The 25,842-nt window shown below is 57.4% G+C and carries 22 protein-coding genes; 14 read left to right on the top strand and 8 right to left on the bottom strand.

Features of this window, described 5'->3' with window-relative positions; translation table 11 throughout:
• Positions 1-306 precede the first annotated feature (306 nt).
• The 3 genes from AAFM46_RS09130 (at position 307) to AAFM46_RS09120 (ending at position 5,201) form a co-directional block, all read left to right on the top strand.
• A complete protein-coding gene (locus tag AAFM46_RS09130; RefSeq protein WP_343317478.1) occupies positions 307-1,284 on the top strand; it encodes a methylenetetrahydrofolate reductase in 978 nt (325 codons plus the stop codon).
• Between the two features lie 66 nt (positions 1,285-1,350).
• Positions 1,351-3,666, top strand: coding sequence for a 5-methyltetrahydropteroyltriglutamate--homocysteine S-methyltransferase (gene metE, locus AAFM46_RS09125; protein WP_343317477.1), 2,316 nt, complete (start codon positions 1,351-1,353; stop codon positions 3,664-3,666).
• Positions 3,667-3,788: 122 nt separating this feature from the next.
• Positions 3,789-5,201, top strand: a complete 1,413-nt coding sequence (locus AAFM46_RS09120; RefSeq protein ID WP_343317476.1) for an aldehyde dehydrogenase family protein — start codon at positions 3,789-3,791, stop codon at positions 5,199-5,201.
• A 44-nt stretch (positions 5,202-5,245) separates the two neighbouring features.
• On the opposite strand, the gene AAFM46_RS09115 is transcribed toward AAFM46_RS09120, so the two are convergent.
• The gene (locus AAFM46_RS09115; protein WP_283527400.1) at positions 5,246-6,178 is read right to left on the bottom strand and encodes a LysR family transcriptional regulator; all 933 of its coding nucleotides are present in this window, start codon (positions 6,176-6,178) and stop codon (positions 5,246-5,248) included.
• Between the two features lie 426 nt (positions 6,179-6,604).
• Here AAFM46_RS09115 and nrdH point away from each other — a divergent pair, with 426 nt between their 5' ends.
• From nrdH to AAFM46_RS09090, 5 genes are all read left to right on the top strand, one after another.
• Positions 6,605-6,859, top strand: a complete 255-nt coding sequence (nrdH, locus tag AAFM46_RS09110; RefSeq protein ID WP_283527397.1) for a glutaredoxin-like protein NrdH — start codon at positions 6,605-6,607, stop codon at positions 6,857-6,859.
• Between the two features lie 125 nt (positions 6,860-6,984).
• Positions 6,985-7,461 (top strand): class Ib ribonucleoside-diphosphate reductase assembly flavoprotein NrdI, encoded by a 477-nt coding sequence (gene nrdI, locus AAFM46_RS09105; protein ID WP_283527395.1) that lies wholly within the window; start codon positions 6,985-6,987, stop codon positions 7,459-7,461.
• Between the two features lie 14 nt (positions 7,462-7,475).
• Positions 7,476-9,596, top strand: a complete 2,121-nt coding sequence (gene nrdE, locus AAFM46_RS09100) for a class 1b ribonucleoside-diphosphate reductase subunit alpha (protein WP_343320425.1) — start codon at positions 7,476-7,478, stop codon at positions 9,594-9,596.
• 110 nt (positions 9,597-9,706) lie between these two features.
• The gene (gene nrdF / locus AAFM46_RS09095) at positions 9,707-10,684 is read left to right on the top strand and encodes a class 1b ribonucleoside-diphosphate reductase subunit beta (protein ID WP_283527394.1); all 978 of its coding nucleotides are present in this window, start codon (positions 9,707-9,709) and stop codon (positions 10,682-10,684) included.
• A gap of 63 nt (positions 10,685-10,747) precedes the next feature.
• Positions 10,748-11,221, top strand: a complete 474-nt coding sequence (locus tag AAFM46_RS09090; RefSeq protein WP_343320424.1) for an NUDIX hydrolase — start codon at positions 10,748-10,750, stop codon at positions 11,219-11,221.
• Between the two features lie 100 nt (positions 11,222-11,321).
• On the opposite strand, the gene AAFM46_RS09085 is transcribed toward AAFM46_RS09090, so the two are convergent.
• From AAFM46_RS09085 to AAFM46_RS09075, 3 genes are all read right to left on the bottom strand, one after another.
• Positions 11,322-12,740, bottom strand: a complete 1,419-nt coding sequence (locus AAFM46_RS09085; RefSeq protein ID WP_343317475.1) for a reverse transcriptase family protein — start codon at positions 12,738-12,740, stop codon at positions 11,322-11,324.
• A gap of 355 nt (positions 12,741-13,095) precedes the next feature.
• Positions 13,096-14,028 carry a hypothetical protein gene (locus tag AAFM46_RS09080; protein ID WP_343317474.1) on the bottom strand — a complete coding sequence of 311 codons (933 nt, stop codon included), beginning with the start codon at positions 14,026-14,028 and terminating at the stop codon, positions 13,096-13,098.
• Between the two features lie 92 nt (positions 14,029-14,120).
• Positions 14,121-15,749, bottom strand: coding sequence for an AMP-binding protein (locus AAFM46_RS09075; RefSeq protein ID WP_343317473.1), 1,629 nt, complete (start codon positions 15,747-15,749; stop codon positions 14,121-14,123).
• 228 nt (positions 15,750-15,977) lie between these two features.
• Between AAFM46_RS09075 and AAFM46_RS09070 the strand changes: the two genes are divergently transcribed.
• From AAFM46_RS09070 to AAFM46_RS09060, 3 genes are read left to right on the top strand one after another with little or no spacing between them, the layout of a single operon-like run.
• Positions 15,978-16,520, top strand: a complete 543-nt coding sequence (locus AAFM46_RS09070) for a VTT domain-containing protein (protein WP_343317472.1) — start codon at positions 15,978-15,980, stop codon at positions 16,518-16,520.
• Positions 16,521-16,564: 44 nt separating this feature from the next.
• Positions 16,565-17,416, top strand: a complete 852-nt coding sequence (locus tag AAFM46_RS09065) for a thioesterase family protein (RefSeq protein ID WP_343317471.1) — start codon at positions 16,565-16,567, stop codon at positions 17,414-17,416.
• A complete protein-coding gene (locus AAFM46_RS09060) occupies positions 17,413-18,126 on the top strand; it encodes a lipoate--protein ligase family protein (protein WP_343317470.1) in 714 nt (237 codons plus the stop codon). Before AAFM46_RS09065 ends, AAFM46_RS09060 begins: the two co-directional genes overlap by 4 nt.
• A 108-nt stretch (positions 18,127-18,234) precedes the next feature.
• Here the strand turns inward: AAFM46_RS09060 and AAFM46_RS09055 are convergent, their stop codons facing one another.
• From AAFM46_RS09055 to AAFM46_RS09045, 3 genes are all read right to left on the bottom strand, one after another.
• Positions 18,235-18,855: an MBL fold metallo-hydrolase gene (locus AAFM46_RS09055; RefSeq protein ID WP_283527379.1), complete on the bottom strand. Its 621-nt coding sequence runs from the start codon at positions 18,853-18,855 to the stop codon at positions 18,235-18,237.
• On the bottom strand, positions 18,852-19,949 hold the full coding sequence (locus tag AAFM46_RS09050) for an S-(hydroxymethyl)mycothiol dehydrogenase (protein ID WP_343317469.1): 1,098 nt from the start codon (positions 19,947-19,949) through the stop codon (positions 18,852-18,854). Before AAFM46_RS09050 ends, AAFM46_RS09055 begins: the two co-directional genes overlap by 4 nt.
• Before the next feature lie 90 nt (positions 19,950-20,039).
• Entirely contained in the window at positions 20,040-20,297 is a 258-nt protein-coding gene (locus tag AAFM46_RS09045; RefSeq protein ID WP_283527375.1) for a mycoredoxin, read from the bottom strand.
• Positions 20,298-20,394: 97 nt separating this feature from the next.
• Here AAFM46_RS09045 and AAFM46_RS09040 point away from each other — a divergent pair, with 97 nt between their 5' ends.
• On the top strand, positions 20,395-21,120 hold the full coding sequence (locus AAFM46_RS09040; RefSeq protein ID WP_283527373.1) for an SOS response-associated peptidase: 726 nt from the start codon (positions 20,395-20,397) through the stop codon (positions 21,118-21,120).
• A 61-nt stretch (positions 21,121-21,181) separates the two neighbouring features.
• Here AAFM46_RS09040 and AAFM46_RS09035 read toward each other — a convergent pair whose 3' ends face one another.
• Positions 21,182-21,688, bottom strand: coding sequence for a GNAT family N-acetyltransferase (locus AAFM46_RS09035; RefSeq protein ID WP_283527371.1), 507 nt, complete (start codon positions 21,686-21,688; stop codon positions 21,182-21,184).
• Positions 21,689-21,950: 262 nt separating this feature from the next.
• Here AAFM46_RS09035 and AAFM46_RS09030 point away from each other — a divergent pair, with 262 nt between their 5' ends.
• Both AAFM46_RS09030 and dnaE read left to right on the top strand, forming a co-directional pair.
• Entirely contained in the window at positions 21,951-22,307 is a 357-nt protein-coding gene (locus AAFM46_RS09030) for a DUF6504 family protein (protein ID WP_283527369.1), read from the top strand.
• On the top strand, positions 22,300-25,842 hold the full coding sequence (dnaE, locus tag AAFM46_RS09025) for a DNA polymerase III subunit alpha (RefSeq protein ID WP_343317468.1): 3,543 nt from the start codon (positions 22,300-22,302) through the stop codon (positions 25,840-25,842). Before AAFM46_RS09030 ends, dnaE begins: the two co-directional genes overlap by 8 nt.

Raw genomic sequence — 25,842 nt, 5'->3', positions numbered from 1 at the left:
TATTCCGTAAACTGACGACGTAATTCGATGATGACTTGTTATCGCAAGAAAGTCGTGACTAAGCTTGGTCGTACGTTAGTTCCTCAACGTGTGTCAGCGACCTTCTGTTGAATCGAAGGTGTGGGTGCCCCCATGTGGGCCTGACATTTGCTGGCGGATCCATCTCCTCATGACTGTTTTCTAGGCAGTGTGCTGAGTTGTGAACGCCCCCTCACGAATCAAAGATCGGCTTGTCTTTACCTGTACGGAACAGACGTGTTCTCGCTATGGGTAGAGATCACCGACCCACCCTCAAGGACCAAGCAAATGTCTCCTCCGAGCCTTATTCGGGTGTCGGCGCCATGGACTCAAAGTGCGCCGATAGCCCTGTCTTACGAACTTTTTCCACCCAAAAATGATGTTGCCGAAGTGACGCTGTGGGACACCATTAGGGAGCTGGAGAGCACCAACCCTGACTATGTTTCAGTCACCTACGGAGCCAACGGGAGTAACCGGAGCACTGCGGTTGAGCTGCTGAACAGGCTCTTGCATGAAACATCGTTGTTGCCGCTGGCCCACCTGACGTGTGTTGGCAACACTGCCGATGAGCTTGCCAGTATTATCTCCGAACTCCTTGACCACGGTGTCCGTGGCATCCTGGCCCTGCGTGGGGATCTACCCAAGGAATTACCATCAGCGACACGGGCGGGATCACTTAGCTATGCCCAAGACTTGATCGAATTGATCCGCCGCGTGGAGCAGGGCCGTTCGGCGCTGCTCTGCGCCGGCAAGGTTGCCATTGGTGTGGCGGCATACCCGTCGCAGCACCCGGAGTCACCCTCGGTTGAACATGATGTGGAAGTCCTGCTGGCCAAACAGCGCTCGGGGGCGGACTTTGCCATCACCCAAGTGTTCTTCCACGCAAATCAGTACAAGGACCTGCTCAGGCGTGCACGGCGGGCAGGGGTGAGTATCCCCATCATTCCCGGGGTCATGCCGTTTACAAGTCTGCGCCGCGTGCAGCGCTTGGGTGATCTGACAGGTGTTGCTCCTTCAACCTCGCTGCTTGATTCGCTGGGACGTGCCGACAGCGCTGTTGAATGTAGGCGAATTGGCGTATCCGCAACAGTAGATCTAGCCCGTGCGGCACTGGATGCCGGAGCCCCCGGCATCCACCTTTACACCTTCAACGAGCATGCCGCCGCTCTTGAAGTCCTTGACAAGCTTCAGCTCCTGCGTCCGGGGCGGCCGCGCATGGCACCCCGGAATCCAGCCCCCAGCGCTGCACGGTTGGTTACGGCCTAGCCCAGGCGGTCCCAGCTCCGCATATTCTTCACATTTTTCGCCTAAAATATTATTAAGGAACCCACTATGTCCACTGCCCTTGTTTTCCCCTCAGCCTCTTTGCTGGGCTACCCCCGGATTGGCCGCCGTCGCGAATTAAAGAAGGCTGTTGAAGCATTCTGGGCAGGAAAGATTGATCAGAGTGCACTGGAAGCCGCCGGTCAAGACATTGCCCTAGGCACCGCCCGCCGTCTCTCTGAACTGGGCTTGACTGAACCTGCCGCGATCCCTGGCACCTTCTCCTTCTACGATCAGGTGCTCGATGCAGCCACTCATATAGGTGCTGTCCCTGCGCGCTTTGGTGAGTTGCGCAATGAAAACGGCCAGCTGGATCTCAACGCCTACTTCACTCTTGCCCGGGGCACAGTGGAGATTCAGCCGCTGGAAATGACTAAATTCTTTGACACCAACTACCACTACCTGGTGCCGGAAGTTGGTCCGGAAACCAACTTCTCGGTGACGTCCAACCGCATTGTTGAACAGTTCGAGTTTGCCCTAGCTAACGGTTTCGAAACACGTCCCTACTTGGTAGGTCCTGTCACCTTCCTGCTGCTGAGCAAGGCATCCGAGGATGCCCCGGCCGGTTTCAACCCGCTTTCACGCCTTGAAGATGTCCTTGAGGTGTACGCGCAACTGCTCACCCGTCTTGGTGCTGCCGGTGCCAGCTGGGTGCAGTTGGATGAGCCAGCCCTTGTCAGTGATCAGGATGTTCCGCTGGCCGAAATCCAGGCAGCAGTCGCCCGGGCGTATGACGTTCTTGGCGATGCCCCAGAGCGCCCGGCGATCCTTGTCTCCACTCCTTTTGGAGCGCTCACAGAACTGCTCCCAACCCTGGCCGCGACGAAGATCCAGGCACTGCACATTGACGTGTTCAAGGGAGCAGTACCTTGCGCTGACAAGCTGGCCCTGCTTGCTGGCAAAATAGTGGTTGCCGGCGTGGTTGACGGCCATAATATTTGGCGCAACGACCTCGCCGAATCGATCAACCGTTTGGAGGCCTTGGCCAGCGCCGGCCTCACAGTGACGGTGTCCACCTCCACCTCCACCCAGCACGTTCCTCATGACGTCACCGAAGAAACCCAGCTTTCAACGCAACTACGCAGCTGGCTGGCATTCGCAGACCAGAAGGTCACCGAAGTGGTGACGCTGGCAGCGCACCTGGTGGACCCGGCGTCGTCCGCTGCCGCCGTAGCTGAAGCCACAGCCAGCATCGCCTCCCGCGCTGGCGCCAAGGGCGTCAGGCGCCCCGAAGTGCGTGCACGCGTGGCCGCCCTGACCCCAGCAGATTTTAGCCGTTCAGAATACTCGGTTCGTGTTGCTGCCCAAGAAAAGTCACTGGACTTGCCGGCACTACCAACCACCACCATTGGCTCGTTCCCCCAGACAGGGGAGATCCGCTCAGCCCGTGCCCGCGCCAACAGGGGTGCTATCACCGGCGAAGAATACGCGCGGTTGATGAGAGAGGAAATCAAGCGTGTGGTTGACCTCCAGGAAGAACTCGACTTTGACGTGCTGGTTCATGGCGAGCCCGAACGCAACGACATGGTCCAGTACTTTGCTGAGAACCTGGAAGGCTTCGACGTCACTGTTCACGGCTGGGTTCAGTCGTACGGCAGCCGTTGCACCCGCCCCTCAATCCTTTGGGGTGATGTCACCCGCGAGAAGGCAATCACAGTCCAGTGGGCAGAATACGCACAGTCGCTGACGGCCAAACCCATGAAGGGCATGCTCACAGGCCCCGTCACGATCCTTGCCTGGTCCTTCGTCCGTGACGACCAGCCTCTGGGTGACACAGCCAACCAAGTAGGACTGGCCCTACGCGATGAAATCGCTGACCTGGAAGCCGCCGGCATCAAAGTGATTCAGGTGGATGAACCGGCACTTCGCGAACTGCTTCCTCTGCGCCGGGCAGACCAGGGTGCTTACCTTGACTGGTCAGTGAACTCCTTCCGTCTCTCCACCGCAGGCGCCAGCGACGGCACACAGATTCACACCCACCTTTGCTATTCCGAGTTTGGTGTCATTATTGACGCCATTGATGGTCTGGATGCTGATGTAACCTCCATCGAGGCTGCACGTTCCCGCATGGAGGTTGTCAACGACCTGGAAAACCACGGCTTCGGCCGTGGCGTGGGCCCGGGCGTCTACGACATCCACAGCCCCCGCGTCCCCGGACTAAATGAAGTCCGTGAACTGTTGGACACAGCAGTCAAGCACGTCCCTGCCCGCCAGCTCTGGGTCAACCCGGACTGCGGACTAAAGACCCGCGGCTACGCAGAGACCGAAGAGTCACTGCGCAACCTGGTGGCCGCCACCAAGGAAGTCCGCGCGCAGCTGGTCTAGTTCCCGCCCCATTAGTGCAAAACTGTGCCCAAGCCGTCAGTGAGCTGTTCTCCAACAACTTACTGACGGCTTGGCTGCACCACGCGTTACTGCTGTTTGGACGGCGCGGGTAGATTAGGGGCATGAGCGTACAAGAAACCGTGGCTGCGGCAAGAGAAGTTTTCAACAGTGGAAGAACTAAGCCCCTTGCGTGGAGGCTGCGAGAACTCAAAGCCATGAACCAGATGCTGCTGGATCATCAAGATGACTTCAGTGCAGCCCTGGCAGCCGATCTGGGTAAACACCCGGCGGAGGCGTGGCTGACTGAACTGGGTTTCCTTACTGCTGAGATCGCCCACACCATCAAGCACCTGCCCGAGTGGTTAAAGCCACGCAAGGCTGCCGTGCCGTTGGCGCTGCAACCGGCCCATGCCTCAACCGTGCTTGATCCCCTGGGCGTGGTGCTTGTGATTGCCCCGTGGAACTACCCCATTCAGTTGCTTTTAGCTCCGATGATAGGTGCGTTGGCAGCAGGGAACACGGTGGTTGGCAAACCAAGTGAGATGGCACCGGCCTGCTCGGCAGTCCTTGCCCGATGGGTGCCGGAGTACCTTGGCGGTGCTGTGAGCCTTATTGAAGGTGGAGTGCCGGAAACTACTGAGTTGCTGGAGCAGCGCTTTGATCATATCTTCTACACCGGGAACGGGCGCGTGGGCAGAATCGTTATGGCCGCAGCCGCCAAGCACCTGACCCCTGTGACGCTAGAACTGGGCGGGAAGTCTCCTGTTTACATAGATGAGAGCGTTGACATGGTGGCGGCGGCGCGCAGGATTGCCTGGGGCAAGTTCATGAATGCCGGCCAAACCTGTGTGGCCCCTGACTACGTCTTGGGCACTGACACCGCCCTGGCCAAACTTGCCAAGGAACTGTCCGAAGCCATCAATGACCTTTACGGTGGCGAGCCTTCCCACAGTTTGGCCTATGGCCGGATTATCAACGACAGTGCTTATACCCGTTTAGCTGGACTGCTCGCTCATGACCTCCATGACGACGCCGGGTCCGCCCTTGTCAGCGGGGGAGGCATGGATGCCGCCACCCGCTACATTGAACCCACTGTGATCCACGTGGACGCTGAAGCGAAGTTGATGGAGGAGGAGATCTTTGGTCCAGTGTTGCCCCTGATCACTATTGGCTCCGCTGCGCAAGCAATCGACTTCATCAACTGCCGTCACAAGCCACTGGCCCTGTATGTCTTTAGCGAAGATGAAGGTGTGCGCCAGGACTTCCTTGAGCAGACGTCGTCGGGCGCGCTGAGCTTTGGTGTACCAGCGGCACACCTGCTGGTTCCAGGGCTGCCGTTTGGCGGAGTAGGGGAGAGCGGCATGGGCAGCTACCATGGGCAGCATTCCATCGAAACGTTCTCACACCGCAAGGCCGTGCTCCGCAAGTCGCTCTCACCGGACACGCTCTCGCTGATCTACCCGCCGTTTACGTCACTGAAGAAGCAACTCATCAAACGCCTCATCGCACCGGCCCGGAAGTTCGCCAAGGACTAAGAGCCTGAGTGCCTGGGTGCCTAAGTGCCTAAAGAGCCTAAGTGTCAGGGGGTCAGGTCCACCGTGCTGGTGCCTGTCAGTTCCTGGAGGATGTGGGCCAACTTGTCAACGAATACCTCCACACGTGCCGTGCGGTTGTCATTGATGAGCAGGGCAAAGATGTTCCTGGCCAGCCGAATCTCAGGAACGTCCAAAACCACCACGTTATCTGGCCTGCCCGCAAGGGCCAGTTCTGGAACCAGGGCAGCGCCCAGGCCCACGCTGGCCATCTGCAGACTGGCGTTGAAGTCATCACTGTATGAGACCACCCGGGGGTGTAGGTTGCAACTGGCAAAGAGCCGCTCAATCACGGTGGCATCGCTTGTCCCGGGGTGGTGCATGATCCACGGCATATCGGAGAGGTGGGTCGCCTCAACCACCGAACCTGAACGGATACCCCAGGACTTGGGCAGGACCACCCTGAACTTATCGTCCCCAATCCACTGCCGATTGATGGTGTGCGGCCACGCCAACCCGGACTGTCCTACCTGGTAAACCAGCGCAACATCTAATTCGCCACCGGTTCGCAAGCCCCCAATGGTCTGTTGCGGTTCACCCACAGAAACGTGCAAGTTAATGCCAAGACCGGGCCAGTCAGGGCTTCGCAATAGCCGTGGCAGTACATGAGTTGCCAGGGATGGGAAGATACCAAGCCGGAGTTCCTGGCTGGTCCCCTCTTCCGTTCTGGCGCTCGCCGCAAGCAGCGCATCAATGTCTGTAAGAACTTTGGCAGCATGGCGGGACATGACAAGGGCGGCGTCGGTGGGCAGGACGCTGCGGGCCGAGCGGTGGAACAACTTCACGCCGCTGTCACGCTCAAGTGTTGACATCTGCTGTGAAACGGCCGACGCCGTGTACCCCAATTGTGTGGCCGCGGCGGCAAAGGACCCACGGCGAACAACTTCCAACAGGGTCCGCAAATGCACAGGATTGATCACAAGACTCTCTTCTCCAACGGGGACTGAACTTCTTAGCAAGCATAGATTGCCGGTGAGTGCTATCTGCGGCCCCCGCCCAGCACCGACACGCCGGGCACCGTCGACACGCCGCACTGTTTTTTGTGGCTAAGTACTGCACAACCTGTGGACAGCTAAGAATCCGCCTTGATTTCTCGCGCTTTTAAATGGATTGGCCTGTGGACGAACGGTGCATAAAATGACATACTTGTAATACATCATGTAGGGGTCAACCTTGGGTGGCTGCACTACATGTAGTATCTATTACAGAATTCAAGTGGTTCCAAAGGAGCCGCTGGAACAGCTCGAACAGCTGGCGAGACCCTGACGCGAACCGTTGGTCCCACAGGCAGCGAGTTAGCCGTTCTTGGCAGCCACAGGCAGTTATATACAAAGGGGATCTCCATCATGACCGTCACGGTTTACACCAAACCTGCATGTGTCCAGTGCAACGCAACATACCGTGCGTTGGATAAAAAAGGCATCACATATCAGAGCGTGGATATCTCAACTGATCCCGCCGCTCTTGAGCATGTGCTCAGCCTGGGCTACCAGCAGGCACCTGTTGTTATCACGGACGCCGATCACTGGTCAGGATTCCGCCCGGATAAGATTGCCGAATTGGCTGCAGCCGTCGATGGCGCTGCCTTCAACGTCGCGTAGTGAGTATGCAGGCTGTAGCCTGCAAGCTCACCATAATTTTACGTGCGCATAGCGCACACAAGTGGGGCTAATCCAACAAGCGGTTGGCCCCACAACCGCAAGTAAGTAGTTGGAAAGCGAAAGCCATGTCAGCCGTTGCAGCAGAACCCGCAGTAACAGCGATAACTTCTCGATACACCAGCAGCCGATTGATTTATTTCTCGTCAGCTTCCGATAACACCCACCGTTTCGTCATGAAATTGGGGTTGGAAGCGGCGCGGTTGCCGATTTATACCTCTGAAGAAACCCTTTTGGCGCAGGAACCCTTCGTTTTGATCTTGCCCACCTATGGTGGGGAAACTCGGCGAGGAGCCGTGCCAAAACAGGTCATCAAATTCCTTAACGTGGCGGACAATCGAAAGCTAATCCGTGGCGTTATCGGCGCAGGGAACACAAATTTTGGCGAAACCTATTGCCTCGCCGGTGACATAGTCGCCGAGAAGTGCAATGTACAGCATTTATACCGTTTTGAACTCATGGGCACATCTGAGGATGTGGACCGCGTTCACGAAGGATTGGAAGAATTTTGGACACGATTGTCTCAGAACAAGACTCAACAATGAAGTCCTCTAAGGACATGCCGGCAGCTTGGGAAGGACTTGGCTACCACGAGCTCAACGCCATGTTGAACTTGTACAACGCCGACGGCGATATCCAGTTCGATGCTGACAAAGCGGCTGCTCGGCAGTACTTCCTGCAGCATGTGAATAACAACACCGTGTTCTTCCACGACCTGGAAGAAAAGCTGGAATACCTGGTGAAAAACCAGTACTATGAGCGCGAAACGCTTGACCAATACTCGATGAACTTCACCCGTGAGCTCTTCCAGCGCGCTTACAAGAAGAAGTTCCGCTTCGAGACCTTTCTGGGCGCGTTTAAGTTCTACACGTCCTACACGCTGAAAACCTTTGACGGCAACCGCTTCCTGGAGCGCTACGAAGACCGTGTGTGCATGGTTGCCCTGCACCTGGCCCGCGGCAATGAGGAACTGGCCAACAGCATCGTCGATGAAATCATTGGTGGCCGCTTCCAGCCGGCCACCCCCACCTTCTTGAACGCCGGCAAGGCTCAGCGCGGCGAGCTCGTCTCCTGCTTCCTGTTGCGCATCGAAGATAACATGGAGTCCATTGGCCGCTCCATCAACTCCGCGTTGCAGCTGTCCAAGCGTGGTGGCGGCGTTGCTTTTGCCCTCACTAACATCCGCGAAGTTGGCGCACCCATCAAGCAGATCGAGAACCAGTCCTCCGGGGTCATCCCGGTGATGAAGCTTCTCGAGGACAGCTTCTCCTACGCCAACCAGCTCGGTGCACGCCAGGGTGCAGGCGCCGTTTACCTGCACGCCCACCACCCGGATATCAACCGCTTCTTGGACACCAAGCGCGAGAACGCCGACGAGAAGGTACGCATTAAGACCCTCTCCTTGGGTGTTGTTGTCCCGGACATCACCTTTGATTTGGCCAAGCGCGACGAGGACATGTACCTGTTCTCCCCGTACGACGTTGAAAAGGTGTACGGCGTTCCGTTCTCTGATATCTCGGTCACCGAGAAGTACTACGAAATGGTGGACGACGCACGGATTAAGAAGACCAAGATCAAGGCACGCGAGTTCTTCCAGACGCTCGCCGAGATCCAGTTTGAATCCGGCTACCCGTACATCATGTTTGAAGACACGGTGAACCGCGAAAACCCCATTGAAGGCAAGATCATCATGAGCAACTTGTGCTCTGAGATCCTCCAGGTTTCCGCTCCCACCACGTACAACGATGACCTCTCCTACGCTGAGACCGGCAAAGACATCTCCTGCAACCTGGGCTCGTTGAACATTGCCAAGGCCATGGATTCACCGGACTTTGGCGGCACCATCGAGACGGCCATTCGCACGCTGACAGCCGTCTCTGACATGTCAAACATCACCAGCGTCCCGTCTATCGCCAAGGGCAACCGCCAGTCGCGCGCCATCGGTTTGGGCCAGATGAACCTGCACGGCTACCTTGCCCGTGAGCGGGTCCACTACGGTTCCGAAGAGGGCCTGGACTTCACCAACATTTACTTCTACACGGTGGTGTACCACTGCATCCGGGCCTCGAACCTGTTGGCGATTGAAAACGATTCCACCTTCATCAACTTCGAGAACTCCAAGTACGCCTCGGGTGAATTCTTCGACAAGTACACGGACCGGGAATGGCTGCCTCAGACCGCCCGCGTTGCCGAGCTGTTTGAGGGTATGCACATCCCCACCCAGGATGACTGGCGTGCGCTGAAGGCTTCGGTTATGGAGCACGGTATCTACAACCAGAACCTGCAGGCTGTCCCGCCCACGGGCTCCATCAGCTACATCAACAACTCCACGTCCTCGATCCACCCGATCGCTTCCATGATCGAGATTCGCAAGGAAGGCAAGCTGGGGCGCGTCTACTACCCGGCCCCTTACCTGACCAACAACAACGTTGAGTTCTACAAGGACGCGTACGAGATCGGGTTTGAGAAGATCATCGACACCTACGCCGCTGCCACCCAGCACGTGGATCAGGGTCTGTCGCTGACGTTGTTCTTCAAGGACACGGCCACCACGCGTGATATCAACAAGGCGCAGATTTACGCCTGGCGCAAGGGCATTAAGACCATCTACTACATCCGCCTCCGCCAGCTCGCGCTGGAAGGGACGGAAGTTGAGGGTTGCGTCAGCTGCGCACTCTAACACCGCATAACTGAAGAGTACGACGGCGGTGGAGACCCGCCGTCGTACCTTTGGCTTAAGATTGACTAGGCCCCTGCGGCCATAAAATTTTCACAAGGAGAGAAGCAGCGATGACACCGGAAAAGCTGAAGTTGGCGAGCCACGTAAAGGCCATCAACTGGAACCGCATCGAGGACGATAAGGACGTGGAAGTCTGGAACCGCCTCTGCAACAACTTCTGGCTGCCGGAGAAGGTGCCGCTGTCCAACGACGTCCAGTCCTGGGCCACGTTGACACCGGATGAGCAGCTGCTGACCATGCGCGTATTCACCGGGCTGACCTTGCTGGACACCCTGCAGGGTACCGTGGGTGCCGTCTCACTGATCCCGGATGCCATCACCCCGCATGAGGAGGCTGTTTACACGAACATTGCATTCATGGAATCGGTGCACGCTAAGAGCTACTCCTCGATCTTCTCCACCTTGGCTTCCACGAAGGAGATCGATGAGGCTTTCCGCTGGTCGGTAGAGAACGTGAACTTGCAGAAAAAGGCCCAGATCATTGAGGGCTACTACTATGGTGACGATCCGCTGAAGCGCAAAATTGCTTCGACGTTGTTGGAGTCATTTCTGTTCTACTCGGGCTTCTACCTGCCCATGTACTGGTCTTCACGGGCCAAGCTGACAAACACCGCCGACATGATCCGTCTGATCATCCGCGACGAGGCCGTGCACGGCTACTACATTGGCTACAAGTACCAGAAAGGCTTGGAAGGCCTCTCGGTAGAGCGCAAGGAAGAGTTGAAGGCGTACACCTTCGAGCTCCTCTTTGAACTCTACGAAAACGAGGTCCAGTACACGCACGATCTCTACGACTCCGTCGGCCTGGCCGAGGACGTCAAGAAGTTCCTGCACTACAACGCCAACAAAGCTCTGATGAACTTGGGCTACGAAGCAATGTTCCCCTCGGCCGTCACCGATGTGAACCCGGCCATTCTGTCCGCGCTCTCACCGAACGCCGATGAGAACCATGACTTCTTCTCCGGCTCAGGATCCTCTTATGTCATTGGTAAGGCAGTCAACACCGAAGACGACGACTGGGACTTCTAACTCTTGTCTACACATGATCCCGCAGCCGCAGCAGCCCGTTTCACCCGGGATGCTGCGGCTGTTGTGCGTCCGGGGCACCTGGGCAGCGACCGTGATCCCGGCGATGCCTGGGTGACAGGGGAGCAGGGCAGCTTTTGGGGAAAGTTTGGTTCTGCTGGCCTGTTGGTGTTCGATGCCGGCCGTGGAGTCTTGCTGCAGCACCGGGCACTCTGGTCTCACCACGGCGGCACATGGGGTCTGCCCGGCGGCGCCCTCAACCAAGGCGAAACTGCAGTGGATGGAGCACTGCGTGAGGCGTGGGAAGAAGCAGCTGTTCCGCGGGAGAACGTTGAGCTGATGTTCACCTCCGTCTATGACGTTGGCTATTGGAGTTACACCACGGTGGTTGTTACTGCAGTGGTGCCCTTTGAAGCTGTCATCAGTGATCCGGAAAGCATGGCGTTGGAATGGTTCGCACCTGAAACGCTCGACTCCCTAAACTTGCATCCAGGATTTAGTGCAGCTTGGCCCGTCCTGCGCGAACGCCTCCCGCGCTAACCACCCCCTGACGCTCGCTCACTTCACGTCGTATTTTTGCTAACGCTCGCTCACTGAATCAGACGATGTCTGTCGCAGGCACAACACGAAATAGGGGTTGCTACCAGCGAATCTTCTCGAAGTCCCGGCGCAAGCGTATTGCGCGAGTGGGGTTGAGGAACTCAAGCCACGTGATCCTGCCCAACAAGTGGGCACGAAAATCCGTGTGCCCAGCCTGGTTCTGAGTTTCTGGGCCGTGCACCACGCAATTGTGCAGGGTAGCTTTCAAGGCATCAAAGTCGCGGCGGGGCATATTGGTACGCTGGTTCACCACAATGCCCGTGACCTGTTGACGGGTACTGGCCGAGCGCACCCGCGTTTTTCTTTCATTGAGCAGGTGTCCCTCGTCAGCAACTATCACGCTCACGCCACGAATGAAGCTGTCTGCCCGTTGAATCAACGAAGTACCGCCGCTGAAACTCAGGTCATCGGCGTAGCGCGTATAACGCGTATCTGCCTTCTCAGCCCAACCTTGGAGCCGTGAATCCAGTCGTCGTAGTGCCAGGTTGGCCAACATGGGAGACGCAGGTGCGCCCTGTGGCAGATGGGGAATCCGCAATGACTGCGCTAAAGCAAATCGTTCAGCGGAGCTTCCTCCGGCTGGCATTGACGTGATGACCCATGGTGGAACTACATGGGTGCTTAGACCAGTTAGGGTATGAGCCACTGCTTCTGGATAGCCGGCCTGCCGCAGGATCCCGAACACTTTGCCAGCGGTGACTGTGGCAAAGAAACTCGTTAGATCCAGTGAAATGACAGTGTCACTGCCTACCTGTTGGGTGGCTCCGCTGACCGCGCTGCGGCCGGGGACAAAACCGTGAGCGCCGTCGTGTAAGGGGAGAGGGCTCAGCAGTTCCTGCAAAACCTTGCGCTGGATTGCCCGCAGGCGCAGCCCTGGAATTTCCAACAACCGTGGCGTTCTGCCCGGACGCACTAGCCATTTGTACCGGTAATGCTGAAGAGGCCCCTTGCCAGCGAGCCGATTCCAGTGGCCGGTATCGGCAAACCACTCCAATTGACCCAGCGTCAGTCCCAGAACTCTAGCTAATTGTGCAAGCCCGGCAATGGCTGGAACGGGGTGGGTTCCTTGGCGTTGCTCGGGCTCGGCGAGTACGTAACGCGCTATCCGTAGAGGCTTTCGCTGGGTGAGGGCCTTAGCGACCGCTCCGGCGAAGGAATCACTTTGGCCAATGTAGGCTGCGAGTTCGCGGGGAGCGTCGGCAGGCTTGTAGTGATAAGCGCCGATGACTGAACTCACCAGCGGTCCCAGCCATCGCCGTCGGACACCCAAAACTTGCGTACCAGCAGCGATTAGCCCGTCAGCGGTCCACGCCGGGGCGGCTAAGAATGCGTGGGCCAGCGCCGCGGCTACGGTTGCCGACGACGGGTGAGGGGTATGGCCACGGAGATGGAAATGGCCGCCTGGAACGTCTCGGCTGGCCGTTTCCGAGTCCGTGCCGTGGGCTTGGCTGTGGACCATGGGTCGATGCCATCCCTTCGTGGTGCCGCAATAGGACGGTGAAGGCCTCAAGACGACTCATCTGTCGGTGCGGGTGGGCTGCTGCGCGAAGCGCAGAGACCCACTCGCGGTGCTTGCTCGAGCAATACTGCGTGCCCCGGGGTATCCCCGGAGAGGAGAGCCCAACATGTGCCTCTCCACCTCGTCGGGAGACCTTCACCTGAATCCACGGTAACCGATGCGGGCGCCGACGTGCAGAGATGTCGAGGTGGCAGTCTCGGCGCCCCGGGGCGAGAGCAGCCGGCTCCACAGTAGGGATCGGCGCGGACCCGGATACCCCCGCTACCCGGATACCCCGGGCGAGGCAGGCCCCGGGCTAGGCAGGCGAGACGGATGATGAGCGGTTGAACTTCTTGAAAAGTGAGCGGCAAATAGAACCGGCAGTGGCTATTGCTGCGGCCACAACCAATGGGGCCAATGAGCCTGAACGGTAGTCTATGAAGTTCAGGAATGAGCTTGCACCGAGTTTCGCCATTCCAGCGGGCTGATAGGCAAGGACACGACTGCCAGCGGCAATACTGATAGCGGCGAACAGGGCAGGTCCAAACCACAGCACGATGAGGCTGAATCCTGCCGCAAGCAAACGAGCTGTTGACATGGAGACCGACCAGGCAATCGCCAGCCCCACTACAACGGCCGGGAACCAGTGGATCAGACCAAGCGTGAAGGAGTTCGGTGACGTTGTCACGTCATTGAGCGGTATGAGGAGTGCTCTAAGCCATGGTGCGAGGGCCACGGCGGCGAAGCTTGCTCCGATCACAGCACCGGAGGCAGGGGCACGCGAAATAAGGAACAGGACCAGAACGCCAACCATGATGGAGGCAATTGTGCCCGCTAATAGTGCAGACAGGTAAAGCTCAGCGGCCTGGTTATCCAGTAATCCGGCTGATACCGTCAGGCTGGCCTGGAGCGTGGCGGCAAGCTGCACACCCAAGAGTCCAATGACCGCTGCCGTGGCGCCAAAGCGGGGAAGTCGTGAACGTCTCAGGCGTAGGATTCCTCCAGCAATGGCCGATCCCGTGATGATGAGCCCGGCAATAAGAGTAAGCATGTACTGGCTAAAGGGGAGAAGTGATATTGGCATTTGACCCGGTGGGGTACTGGTTGCCCAGAGGTTCTGCAGCGGCAGACGCATCCCCGTAACGAGCCATGGCAAGAATCCTGCGATGGCCGCCGCTACGCCGATGAAAAGGTAAGCAACTACGTAGCTATTGCTCTTATTACCTGCGTGTTTAGTGTCTGTGCGCATAGTTGGAGAACCCCAGTATCTCAATGGTGAACAAGACTTTTTGTGCGCTAGCTTTTCGCAGCTCAAAAGCAGAGCCTATCCCAGTGTCACGGCTACAGTCCCAGTAGCTCGATGGTTCGCTGCCGCATGTCCATCTTGCGGACCTTCCCCGTGACCGTCATGGGGAATTCATCCACCACCAATACATAGCGGGGGACCTTGTGGCGAGAGAGGTGACCGGCACAATATACGCCGATGGCCTCGGCATCCAAGGGTATGGCACCGGGTTTCATCAGAAGCCAGGCGCACAACTCCTCGCCGTAGCGCTCATCCGGCACTCCAATCACCTGGACATCGGCAATGTCGGGATGATGGTACAAAAACTCCTCAATCTCCCGTGGATAGAGATTTTCACCGCCCCGGATGACCATGTCCTTGATGCGGCCCACAATGTTCACGTAACCGTCATTATTCATCACGGCGAGGTCGCCGGTATGCATCCAGCGCTCCTGATCGATGGCCCCGGCAGTCTTCTCAGAATCATTCCAATAGCCCAGCATGACGGAGTAGCCGCGGGTACAAAACTCCCCTGACTCTCCACGGGGGACAGTCTCCCCGGTGGAAGGATCCACGATTTTGACCTCAAGGTGAGGGTGCACCCGGCCCACTGTCTCGGTTCGGTGGGCCACGTCGTCGTCCATTAACGTTTGCATCGACACCGGTGAGGTTTCCGTCATGCCGTACGCAATGGAAACACCTTCCATATGCATCTCGGTCATGCACCGCTTCATGACTTCCACGGGGCACGGAGAACCAGCCATGATGCCGGTGCGTAAACTACTCAAGTCATAACTGGCAAAGTCCGGCAAATTTTGTGCGGCGATGAACATGGTGGGTACCCCGTACAGGGCTGTGCAGCGTTCCTCCTGGACGGCACGCAAGGTGGCGGCAGGATCGAACGCGGCCGCCGGAATGACCACGGCGGCCCCATGAGTCGACGCGCCCAGATTGCCCATGACCATGCCGAAGCAGTGATAGAACGGCACAGGAACGCAGAGCTTGTCATGCTCGGTGAAGCCGATTGTTTCCGTCACAAAGTAGCCATTATTGAGGATGTTGCGGTGGCTCAACGTGGCGCCCTTGGGGTAGCCGGTGGTGCCTGAGGTGTACTGGATATTGATGGGATCATCTGGAGTCAGGGCGTTCATGGCACGCTCGACGGCGTCAGCTGGCACTGACTGCCCGCCAGCCACGAGCTCGTCCCAGGAAGGCGTGCCGATGTAGATTGCCGCCGTGAGGTCCGGGCAGTCGGGACGGATTTGATTGATCATGGCTCGGTAGTCTGAGCCTTTGAAGTCAGGCAGCGCCACGATCATCGACATCCCGGATTGTGAGATGGCGTATTTAAGTTCATGGACCCGGTATGACGGATTGACGTTGACCAAGATGGCACCGATCTTGGCGGTGGCGAATTGCAGGATCACCCATTCAGGCACGTTGGGTGCCCAAATGCCTATGCGATCGCCGGTGACTATCCCGGCGGCGAGCAGCCCGCGGGCCAGAGCATCGACGTCGTCATTTAGCTGGGCATAGCTCCACCGCCGGCCCGAGGGCCTGTCAATGAGGGCCTCCCGAGCAGGAAATCGTGCGGCCGTGCGCTGGAAGTTCGCACCAATGGTGCTCTCCAAAAGAGGAGTTGTGGAGGTGCCGGACGTGTAGGAAGCCTGAACATCGGTGGTCATCTTCCGATGCTAACGCCCAAATCAGTTAATGTGTACTAACTCACGTGAGCAGGTTGTTTGTGTCCTGAAAACCAGCTGCCCTGCGCCTGGTCGTCCCGGTGGAAGCGATCATTGTCACCGGAACATAATTAGGGCAACCTCACCAGTCTTCGCTACTATAAGAGAAGACCAATAGGCCACAGCTATGTGGCCAAATTCTGTTCTGCACCCAGGGGGTAGCGCACGCTCATGATGGACAGCATCCTCTCCTTACCTTTTGTCTGGGCCTTCCTGATTCTGTTCGTTATAGTCATGCTTCGCTCCAACGCAACCTACTGGGCCGGCCGCGGTCTGGCTGCCGGCGGCCGAAAGACCGCGCTGGCGAAACATTTAGACTCCGCAGCGGTGCAGCGGGCCGAGAAAATCATTGCACGCTGGGGAGCACCGGCCGTGAGCGTGAGCTTCCTGACCATCGGGGTGCAAACAGCTATCAACATGGCTGCAGGCCTTGGCCGCATGCCTTTGCGCCGCTATATTCCAGCCACGGTGGCAGGGTCCATCGCGTGGGCTTGCATCTACGCAACAATCGGTTTGGCCGCGTTCGAGGCAGCCCTTGCCGCTGCGGCGGGATCACCGTGGGCCTTGATTACGTTGGTGCTCGGCGTTGGCGTTATAGGTTTGGCTATCCACTTGTTGCGAGTCTCCCGGACCCGCAAACTGGACCAGAGTGCCGTGGATGATTGCCCCGTTATGACTCCCGAGACAGCCGTGCGTCCAACTCTGCAGGCCTAAGAGAAATTGCTGTGGCAGGCGCTGCTGCCGGTAGAGTCGTAGCCATGTCGCAGACCACCACGGGCGCAGCCGCTGACACCGCTGACGCCCATACATTCCCCGTTGACAGTAATTCTTACTACCGCCACCTCGGTGAGAACCGCTACGAATCAACCGTGCATGCCCAGGGTGCTTGGAACTCGCACGAACAGCATATGGCCCCGGTCACGGGCATCATGGTTCACGCCTTGGAGCAATACCGGCCACGCGATGACATGCGTCTGGCCCGGTTGAGCTTTGATATTTTGGGCTTGATTCCCGCCGGAGAATTCACTATCGAAACCATGCTCCTACGTCCTGGGCGGACCATTGAGCTACTCCAGGCGGAGCTGATTGCCGAGGGTCGGGTTGCAGTGCGCGTCACGGCATGGCGTCTGCAAAAAAATGACACAACCGCTGTTGAAGCCTACGCGGATCAACCCCTCGATAGCCTTGAGAGCTCCATCCCCTGGGACGGCATGACTATCTGGCCAGGGGGTTTCATCAAAACTCTCGAGGGCCGTTCTTGCCCCGGACATGCCCCGGGCCGGGGGCGGGCCTGGTTACACAGTCCGTTTACCATGCTTGACGGCGGAGAGCACTCTTCTGCGTTGGTGCGGCTGCTGGGGCTGGCCGATAGCGCCAATGGGGTTTCCGCGCGCATGACGCCGGAGCCGGGCGGCTATATGTTCCCCAATGTGGACCTTTCCATCCACATCTACCGTGAACCGGTAGGGCAGTGGCTGGGACTGGACACCCATGTCAGTCTCGGCGCAGATGGGATCGGATTGACCTCCTCGGTACTTAACGATGTGAACGGCCCCTTTGGGCGAACGGAACAGATATTAACAGTTCGTCCTATTCCACTGAGCAAGTGAACCGCATTGTTGCTCCGCGGTTGGAGGTCCGCAAGCAGCTCATAAATCTTGGCGCTGAGGCTGATCTACACCACGCTCTGGACCTTCTGGGCCAAGTGAAAACGGGCCTGCAGGGGGATATGCTGCGTTTCTACCGGCCAGAACCCACAGTAGCTTTTGGCCAGCGCGACACAAGGCTGGCAGGATTTTCCGCCGCGGAACAAGCCTCAAGGGACAACGGTTTTATGCCGGCCGTGCGCCGTGCCGGCGGGCGGGCTGCCGCCTATCATCAGGGCACGTTGATTGTTGACCACATCCAGCATGAGAACGATTCCATAGCCGGCGCCAAGGGCCGTTTTGGTTTCTTCGGTGACCTCTTTACCCAAGCCCTGCGCTCCCTCGGGGTGGATGCCGGCGTGGGAGAGATTCCCGGGGAATACTGTCCGGGAGAATTCAGCGTCTTTGGTCGCTCTGCCTCAAGCAGCGTCAAGCTGGTGGGTACGGCTCAACGGGTTGTGGCGGGCGCCTGGCTGTTTAGTTCAGTGATTGTGGTGGAAAACTCAGCTCCAATCCGCAAGGTCCTTGTTGACAGCTATGCGGCACTTGAGCTGCAGTGGGACCCTGCCACGGCGGGTGCCGTAGAAGATCTGCGCCCAGGATTGAGCGTGGAGGATGTAGAAGCAGCTATTTTGGCGGTTTATGCCAAGCACACAGAGCTGTTCGAGTCATAACGGGAGTCTGCGTACTTGTATTGACCGTTGAGGTTGGAGATGATGACACTCCATCGTCCTCTGGGGTGTCATCATCTCCAACCTCAACGGCGGATACCGCAGGTGCTGTTACTGCTGATCGGCCAGGATTCCTGGAGTCTCCGCAGCAATAGTTGTTGAGTCACCGTGGCCGGTGTTGACTATTGTTTCGCCCGGCAACACCAGCAACCGACTCTTGATAGAGGTAACGATCGTGGGGAAGTCGCTATAGGAACGTCCCGTAGCTCCCGGACCACCATTGAATAAGGTGTCACCGGAAAAGACTGTCCCCAGCCCTAGTGCATGGAAGCACGTGGACCCGGGGGAGTGCCCGGGGGTGTGCAATGCAAGCAACCGTATGCCGGCTACTTCAAAGCTGTCACCGTCCGCGATGGGCGCATCCGGAGTTGTCCCCGGGTAGATCTTCTCCCACAGCATCTGGTCCTCCGGATTCATCAGCACGGGCGCACCCACCAGCGTCGCAAAATCGCGGGCGTGGCGGATATGGTCGTCATGACCGTGCGTGAGCAATACAGCCTTGACTTTCCTGGTGCCAACAGCCGTCGCGATAGCCTCAGGATCATGGGCCGGGTCAATGACATAGACCTCTGTGTCATCACCAACGATCCAAACGTTGTTCTCTACATCCCAGGTGCCGCCGTCGAGCGAGAATGTCCCGGAAGTAACTAAACGTTCAATGCGCGCGCTCATGCCATTTCCACCACTGAGCGCAGTACGGAGCCTTCGCCCATCTTGGTGAAGGCCGCTTCAATGTCGTTAATGGTGATCCGCTCACTCACAAAGGTGTCCAGATCCAACTTGCCCTGCTTGTACAGGTCTACGAGCATGGGGAAGTCACGCGAAGGCAGGCAATCTCCGTACCACGAGGACTTCAACGAGCCGCCGCGCCCAAACACGTCCAGCAGAGGCAGCTCCAATGTCATCTCAGGCGTTGGAACTCCCACCAAAACCACTGTTCCGGCCAGATCGCGGGCATAGAAGGCCTGCTTGTATGTTTCGGGACGTCCGACGGCGTCAATCACCACATCTGCGCCGAACCCGCCCGTGTGGTTTTGGATGGCGAGGACAGCGTCCTCCTTTGTGGAATCCACAGTGTGTGTGGCGCCGAGTGCCAAAGCACCCTTGAGCTTCTTGGGATCCCTGTCAACAGCGATCACAGTTGTTGCCCCGGCGAGGACCGCCCCGGCGATGGCTGCGGAGCCGACGCCGCCGCAACCAATGACGGCCACAGAATCCCCACGCTTAATGGCGCCGGTGTTGATGGCCGCACCGATACCTGCCATGACTCCGCAGCCTAAAAGGCCTACAGCACCAGGGTCAACCTCGGGGTCAACTTTGGTGCACTGCCCGGCAGCCACAAGCGTCTTTTCAATGAACGCACCAATACCCAACGCCGGAGTCAGGACCGTGCCGTCCTCGAGCGTCATTTTCTGGGTGGCATTCTCCGTGTCAAAGCAATACTGGGGTTGGCCCTTGGCGCAGGCCCGACACGTTCCGCAGACAGCGCGCCAGTTCAAAATGACGCGGTCACCTGGCACAACATTTGTGACACCCGCACCTACTGCGTTGACTACACCCGTAGCCTCATGACCTAGCAAGAAGGGGAAGTCATCATTGATTCCGCCTTGTTTATAATGCAAATCGGTGTGGCAGACACCACTGGTGAGGATGTCAACCAGAGCTTCACCGGGGCCGGGGTCCGGCACCAAGATGGTCTCCAATGTGACCGGGGCGTTCTTACTGAGCACCACGGCGCCCTTAACTTTATGAACCTTGTTAACCATGAAAAGCTCCTTAGCAGCGGTATTCCTGTCGGGAACGGCCATTGGGGTCCTGACAGGCTACACGGATTGAGGGGGTGGGGCGGGTTTTACCTAAACGCCGAGCCGTTCCTTAACGTCCTTGAGGGAAGGATTCGTTGCGGCTGTGCCGTCGGGGAACAAAATAGTGGGGACCGTTTGGTTACCATTGTTCAGGCTCTCAACAAGTTCGGCAGTGCCGGGGACATCTTCGATGTTTATTTCCGTATAGCCGATCCCGGAGGCGTCCAGTTGTTTCTTTAGACGCTTGCAATAGCCACACCAAGTGGTTGAAAACATCGTGATAGTACCGGCGTCGGGGGTAAAGTCCACGTCAAATGCTCCTTGCAGAATAAGTTTTTATGTTTCTACTTTGTTCAACGCTACCGGTGCGGGTACATATTCCTTATTTTGTGCCACGATGGACACCATGTGCGGACGATACGTGATGGCCAGGGCTGTTGGAGATTTGGTTGCAGAGCTGGAGGCGGAGGCTGATGCGTCCCTAGAACTGCGTGCCTCTTACAACGTTGCCCCCACAGCCGATGTACCCATTGTCCTTGAAAGGCTTATTGACGGGGTAAAGCACCGCCAGATTCACATGGCTACGTGGGGACTGGTGCCTGGGTGGGCGAAGGACCCTGCGGTGGGTGTGCGTGCCTTCAACGCACGTAGTGAAACCGCAGCTGAGAAGCCCACTTTTCGTGCAGCCATGAAGTCGAAGCGTTGCTGCGTGCCTGTACAGGGCTATTACGAGTGGAAGAAATCACCCGATGGCAAGACCAAGCAGCCATACTTTGTGCATTCCTTGGATGGTTCGCTGATCACTTTTGCCGGGCTCTATGAGTGGTGGAAAGATCCCTTGAAGGAAAATGGCTCACCGGAGCAGTGGCTGCTGTCCTGCACCATTTTAACTATGGCAGCACCGCCGGAAGGTGAATTGGCCATGCTACATGACAGGCTGCCAGTGCCGCTGAGTCAGGAGGGGTTAGCGGATTGGTTGGATCCGCAGAACAAGGAAGTTGCCCCGCTTCTCAAGACGGCACTTGGAGAAGCGTGGGCTTTGGCTGAGGGTTGGATGCTTTACGCTGTTTCCACAGATGTTGGAAATGTGCGCAATAACTCACCCGAGTTGATTGTTCCGCTAGCTCAGTGACTAACTCAGTGATTAGCTCAGCGACTAGGGCATTAGGGGTAGGGGCAAAAGCGAGAAAGCCTTAGTCGTCAGTTTCTTCTGGTGACCAGCGATGGAAGTCAAGGGATAGATAAAGTGCCAACGCGGCGGAGTTGGTGGCTTCAACCCGCAAGGCCACATCGCTTTGGCCCTCGTTGAAAAGAGTGTCCAAAGTGGCAAGGACCAAGTCTTCGGCGAGGCCTTGGCGGCGGTGCCCTCGGTCGGTAATAAGTTCGATGATGAACGGCGCATCGGGAGTGTCTTCGCCAATAGCGCGTTCCACAACCAATACTGCGGCCACAATTTTGCCCTGGTCATCTAACGCTACGTGGGAAGCTTCGGGGAGAAATCGGCCATATTTTCCTGCCATCGAGGCCTGGATATCGGCTAGTGCAACCTCGATAGACTCGCCAGCCAGTCCAGCGTCATAAGCGGTGAAATAAAGTTCACCGAGGCGGGGGATGTCAGTTTCCAGCACAGTTCTTGATGCTGTTTTGAGGTCGCGTTCCAACGGATTGGTTTTAGCGATGAGGGTGACCATGTCAGTCATGGAACGCTCCTTTGAAATCGGTGTGGCGCCAGCAGTCCGGCTAAGACAATGGCCATAAGGCCATGCTAGACGCCTGTTGCGTTGTCAGCTATCTACTTAACGCTTTCTGTGCGGAAGAATTCCCGCCTCGCGTTACTTCCCAATTGGCGGTTACTTTCCGCGTGAAGATGAGCGTACACTTAAATCCATTAGTATATATGTACTAATACGTTTGACGCACCTAGGACATGTCGTGTGTTTAGGGTGAGGACGGAGATCGCGCATGGGTATCTTTAGTGAGGCTATCACCGTGCTGACCTCATCTGATGGTGTGCCGTTGCAGTTGTGGTGGCGGGAGGAATTTTATGCCATTTCGGCTGATCCCCTGTGCTGGTATGAGCGCCGATCCTGGTGGGAGAGCGAGAAACGCGTGCGTCCGGGGGAAGGAGTAGGGGTTGTTGACAGGCAAATGTGGCGGTTGCAGGTCCATCGGGAAGAGGCAGGGCAAGGTCCTGCAGAAGCTGCACATGAAAGTTTAACCGTTGATGTGGTGCGCTACCGGCCTAGTGAACGGTGGCGCGTCATAAAGATATATGACGCTGTGGATGAGTTGTTTATGGAGGAGCAGGGCGGTGCGTAACTTTGTCCATTTGCATAGCTACTCCGCCTACAGTGCCCACTTTGGGGTTTCCTGGCCCGACGATCTTGCCCAAACGGCCGCAGTGGACGGTGATGCGCTGGCTGTCACCGACCGGGACGGTCTTTATGGCTCGGTAAAACATGTTAAAGCGTGCATGGCCGCTGGAATAGACCCAATCATTGGTGTGGACCTTGCCGTTTTGGAAGAAGGCTCGGAGGGTCTTGAAAAAGTGGGAAGGGTGGTTGTCCTAGCCCATGGAAACGCTTGTATGGCCCCGGGGGCAGGATACGCCGCCCTGTGCAGCCTGATCTCGGCCGCCCATAACCAGCCGGTGGTGGGGATCACGCTGGAGCAGCTGGCTGCCGGTGTGCTTGATCCGGAGACTCAGAAGCCGGCGTTGACAGTATTGTTGGGTCCCTACTCACCCGTTGGCAGGTCGTTGAACGGGCGCAAGTATTTACTTCCGCGCACAAAATTTTTGGCGTGGCGCAACGCCATGCCAGCAGGGTCAATGGTTGTTGAGATCCTCAGCCATCTCAGTACCCCTGGCGCTCCCATGAGCACAGCTCACGCGGTGCGGATGCTAAAGCTGGCGCAGGAATTCGGTGTTCCTGCCGTTCTGAGCAACGCGGCGCGCTACACCCGTGAGGAGGACGCGCCTACAGCAGATGTTCTGGATGCTGCGCGGAACATTGCCCCTCTTGAGCGTCTCCACGATTTGCAACCTACGGGTCAGGCCTGGCTTAAAAGCGCCGCCCAGATGGCCGCAGTAGCTAAAGAAATTGTGTACCAAAGCGGCTACGGCAGTGCCGAGCTGGAACAGCTGTGGGCCAACACAGCCCAGTTGGCTGACAAGTGCAGGCTGGACCCGGCCAGCGATCTGGGCTGGAAAAAACCAACCACCCCTGAACTGGATGTTTTGGGACTGTCCCAGCCGGCGGGCATCGAACTACGCCAGCGCAGCGAAGCAGGGCTTGTTCAACGGTTTGCGGACCTCCGTGGTGAGAAGCTGCACAAAGTCCGCAACCGGCTTGAGATGGAACTGGCCACTATTGGTGGGCTGGGTTTCGAATCGTACTTTCTGACTGTGGCCGAAGTCTCTGAAATGATTCGCGAAATGGGGGTGCGCCGGGCAGCAAGAGGTTCCGGGGCGTCGTCGTTGGTTAATTATGTTTTGGGCGTTAGCGCTGTTGACCCTATAGCCAACGACCTCCTTTTTGAAAGATTTCTTTCCAGTGACAGGTCTACGCTGCCTGACATTGATCTTGATGTGGAAAGTGCTCAACGCCATAACGTGTATAGGCGAATATTTTCTCGTTTTGGTGCCAAACGAGTCACCTTGATGAGTATGCAAAATAGTTATCGTGCTCGCGGTGCTGTGAGGGACGCGGGGCTGGCGTTGGGGATAGAAAAACGGGAAATTGATCAAATTGCCAAGCAATTGTGGCGTTTCTCGGCGGGTTCTTTCAGGGAAGCGTTGGAGGAGAAGCCTGAACTGCGAGATTTTGCGGCTCAAGTCCGGCAGTCTCGCTACAACCAAGAAGGTGGAGACCCTGAGGGGGAGGAGCGCGAAGAGTTCAGTCAAGCCGGCGGCGCCCGGGAACGCGGTGGCCAGTTGGATCTACTGGTTGACCTCACCGAGCGTCTGGACAGGCTGCCCAGGCATATTTCAATGCACCCGTGTGGAGTGATCTTGGGGGATTCCTCGTTGCTGAGCCGCACGCCTGTCCAGCCCAGTGGGATGGGGCTGCCCATGAGCCAGTTCGACAAACATGACATGGATGCAATGGGAATGCTCAAACTCGACGTCCTGGGTGTGCGCATGCAAAGTGCCATGGCTTATGCGGTGCGAGAAGTCATCCGGTTACACCCGTCGAAGAAGGCTGTGGCAGCTGAAGGCGGGCATACCCCTGACGCCCCTTTCATCGGCGAGGATGGTGGGATCGATCTTGACGCCGTCCCGCTCGACGACGAACCCACCTTTGAGCTGATCCGCAGCACCCACACGCTGGGTTGCTTTCAAATTGAGTCACCGGGGCAGCGGGAGCTGGTGGGAAAAATGGCCCCCACAGAGTTCAGTGACCTTGTCATTGACATTTCGCTGTTCCGACCTGGGCCCATGAAATCAAATATGGTGAAACCTTTTTTGGAGAGCCGGGCAGGTTTCGCGCAAGCACACTATGCTCATTCGGACCTCATACCAGTGCTGCAGGAAACCCATGGAGTGACGGTTTTTCACGAACAGGTACTGCGCACCTTCAGCACTATGACCAAGTGCACATTGTCCCGGGCGGACGAGTTTAGGCGTCAGCTGGGGAACCCAATGTTGGAACCGGTTGTGGAAAAGTACTTTAGGGACAACTCGGCAGAGCATGGCTACAGCCAGGCCGTCATTGAGGAGGTGTGGGAGACGCTGAGGGCCTTTGGAAGCTTTGGTTTTTGCAAGGCCCATGGTGCTGCTTTCGCCATTCCGACCTACCAATCCGCTTGGCTAAAAGCACACCACCCTGCGGAGTTTTTGGCAGGCTTGTGGGAACACGATCCAGGTATGTACCCGCGGCGTTTATTGGTTTCCGAGGCCAGACGCCTGGGCATACCCATCCTTGCCCTTGATATCAATGCAAGCACCGGGGAGTACCGGGCTGAGCGGGTTATTAAGGATGTGGTGGGCAGGTATGTCAGTGGTAAGGATGCTGAGGGCGAGGCTGTGACCGGCATCCGGCTAAGTCTGGCCGGGGTATACGGTCTTTCGGGTACAGAACTCAAACGCATTGTGGCCGGTCAACCCTATGAATCTCTAGCGGACCTGCGTGACCGGGCCAAAATGAGCCGACCAACCTTGAAACGCTTGGCCCAGCTGGGAGCCCTGGATTCCCTGCACCGTCAGGCACAAGTTGGGACAGGGAATACGGCCAACAGGGCGGACCTCGTTGCACACGTCAATAGCCTGCCGGCGCATAAGTCAAATAAACGAACCCAAGCTATTACCGGACAGTTGGCATTGCCCTTAGAGGATATTGAACTGGGCAGCCTTCAGGCGATCCACTCGCCAGCAGATTTGGCGCAGACGGTGGGTACGGAACTGGATTTGTTGTCCTTGGATGTCAGTGGACACCTGATGGATAGTTATGCCCCACTGTTGGACCGGCTGGGTGTGATCCGAGCCGAACACTTGCTGGCTCTGCGCAATAATACGGAAGTCTTGGTGGCGGGGGTGCGGGTGGCAACCCAAACACCGCCCATGCGGGGCGGGAAACGGGTAGTGTTCATCAGCATCGATGACGGCACTGGGTGTGTGGATACAACGTTCTTCACCGAGGCGCAGGAAAAGTCCGGACCATTGCTTTTTGGTACCCGAATACTGCTCATTCGCGGGCTCACGCGACGCACAGGTCCACGTGGGATCACTGTGCAAGCGTTGGAAGCCTGGGATCTACAAAACACCCATCTACTCCCGGAGCCGCCCGTGTTGGTTGGTGCCCCGGCAAACCGATACCATCAAAGAGGCTCACAGCAACCCCCGTATGTTGCTTAA

The sequence above is a fragment of the Arthrobacter sp. TMP15 genome, assembly GCF_039529835.1.
In the GTDB taxonomy this organism is placed as follows: Bacteria; Actinomycetota; Actinomycetes; order Actinomycetales; family Micrococcaceae; genus Specibacter.
This window is presented reverse-complemented; position numbering and strand designations above follow the sequence as displayed.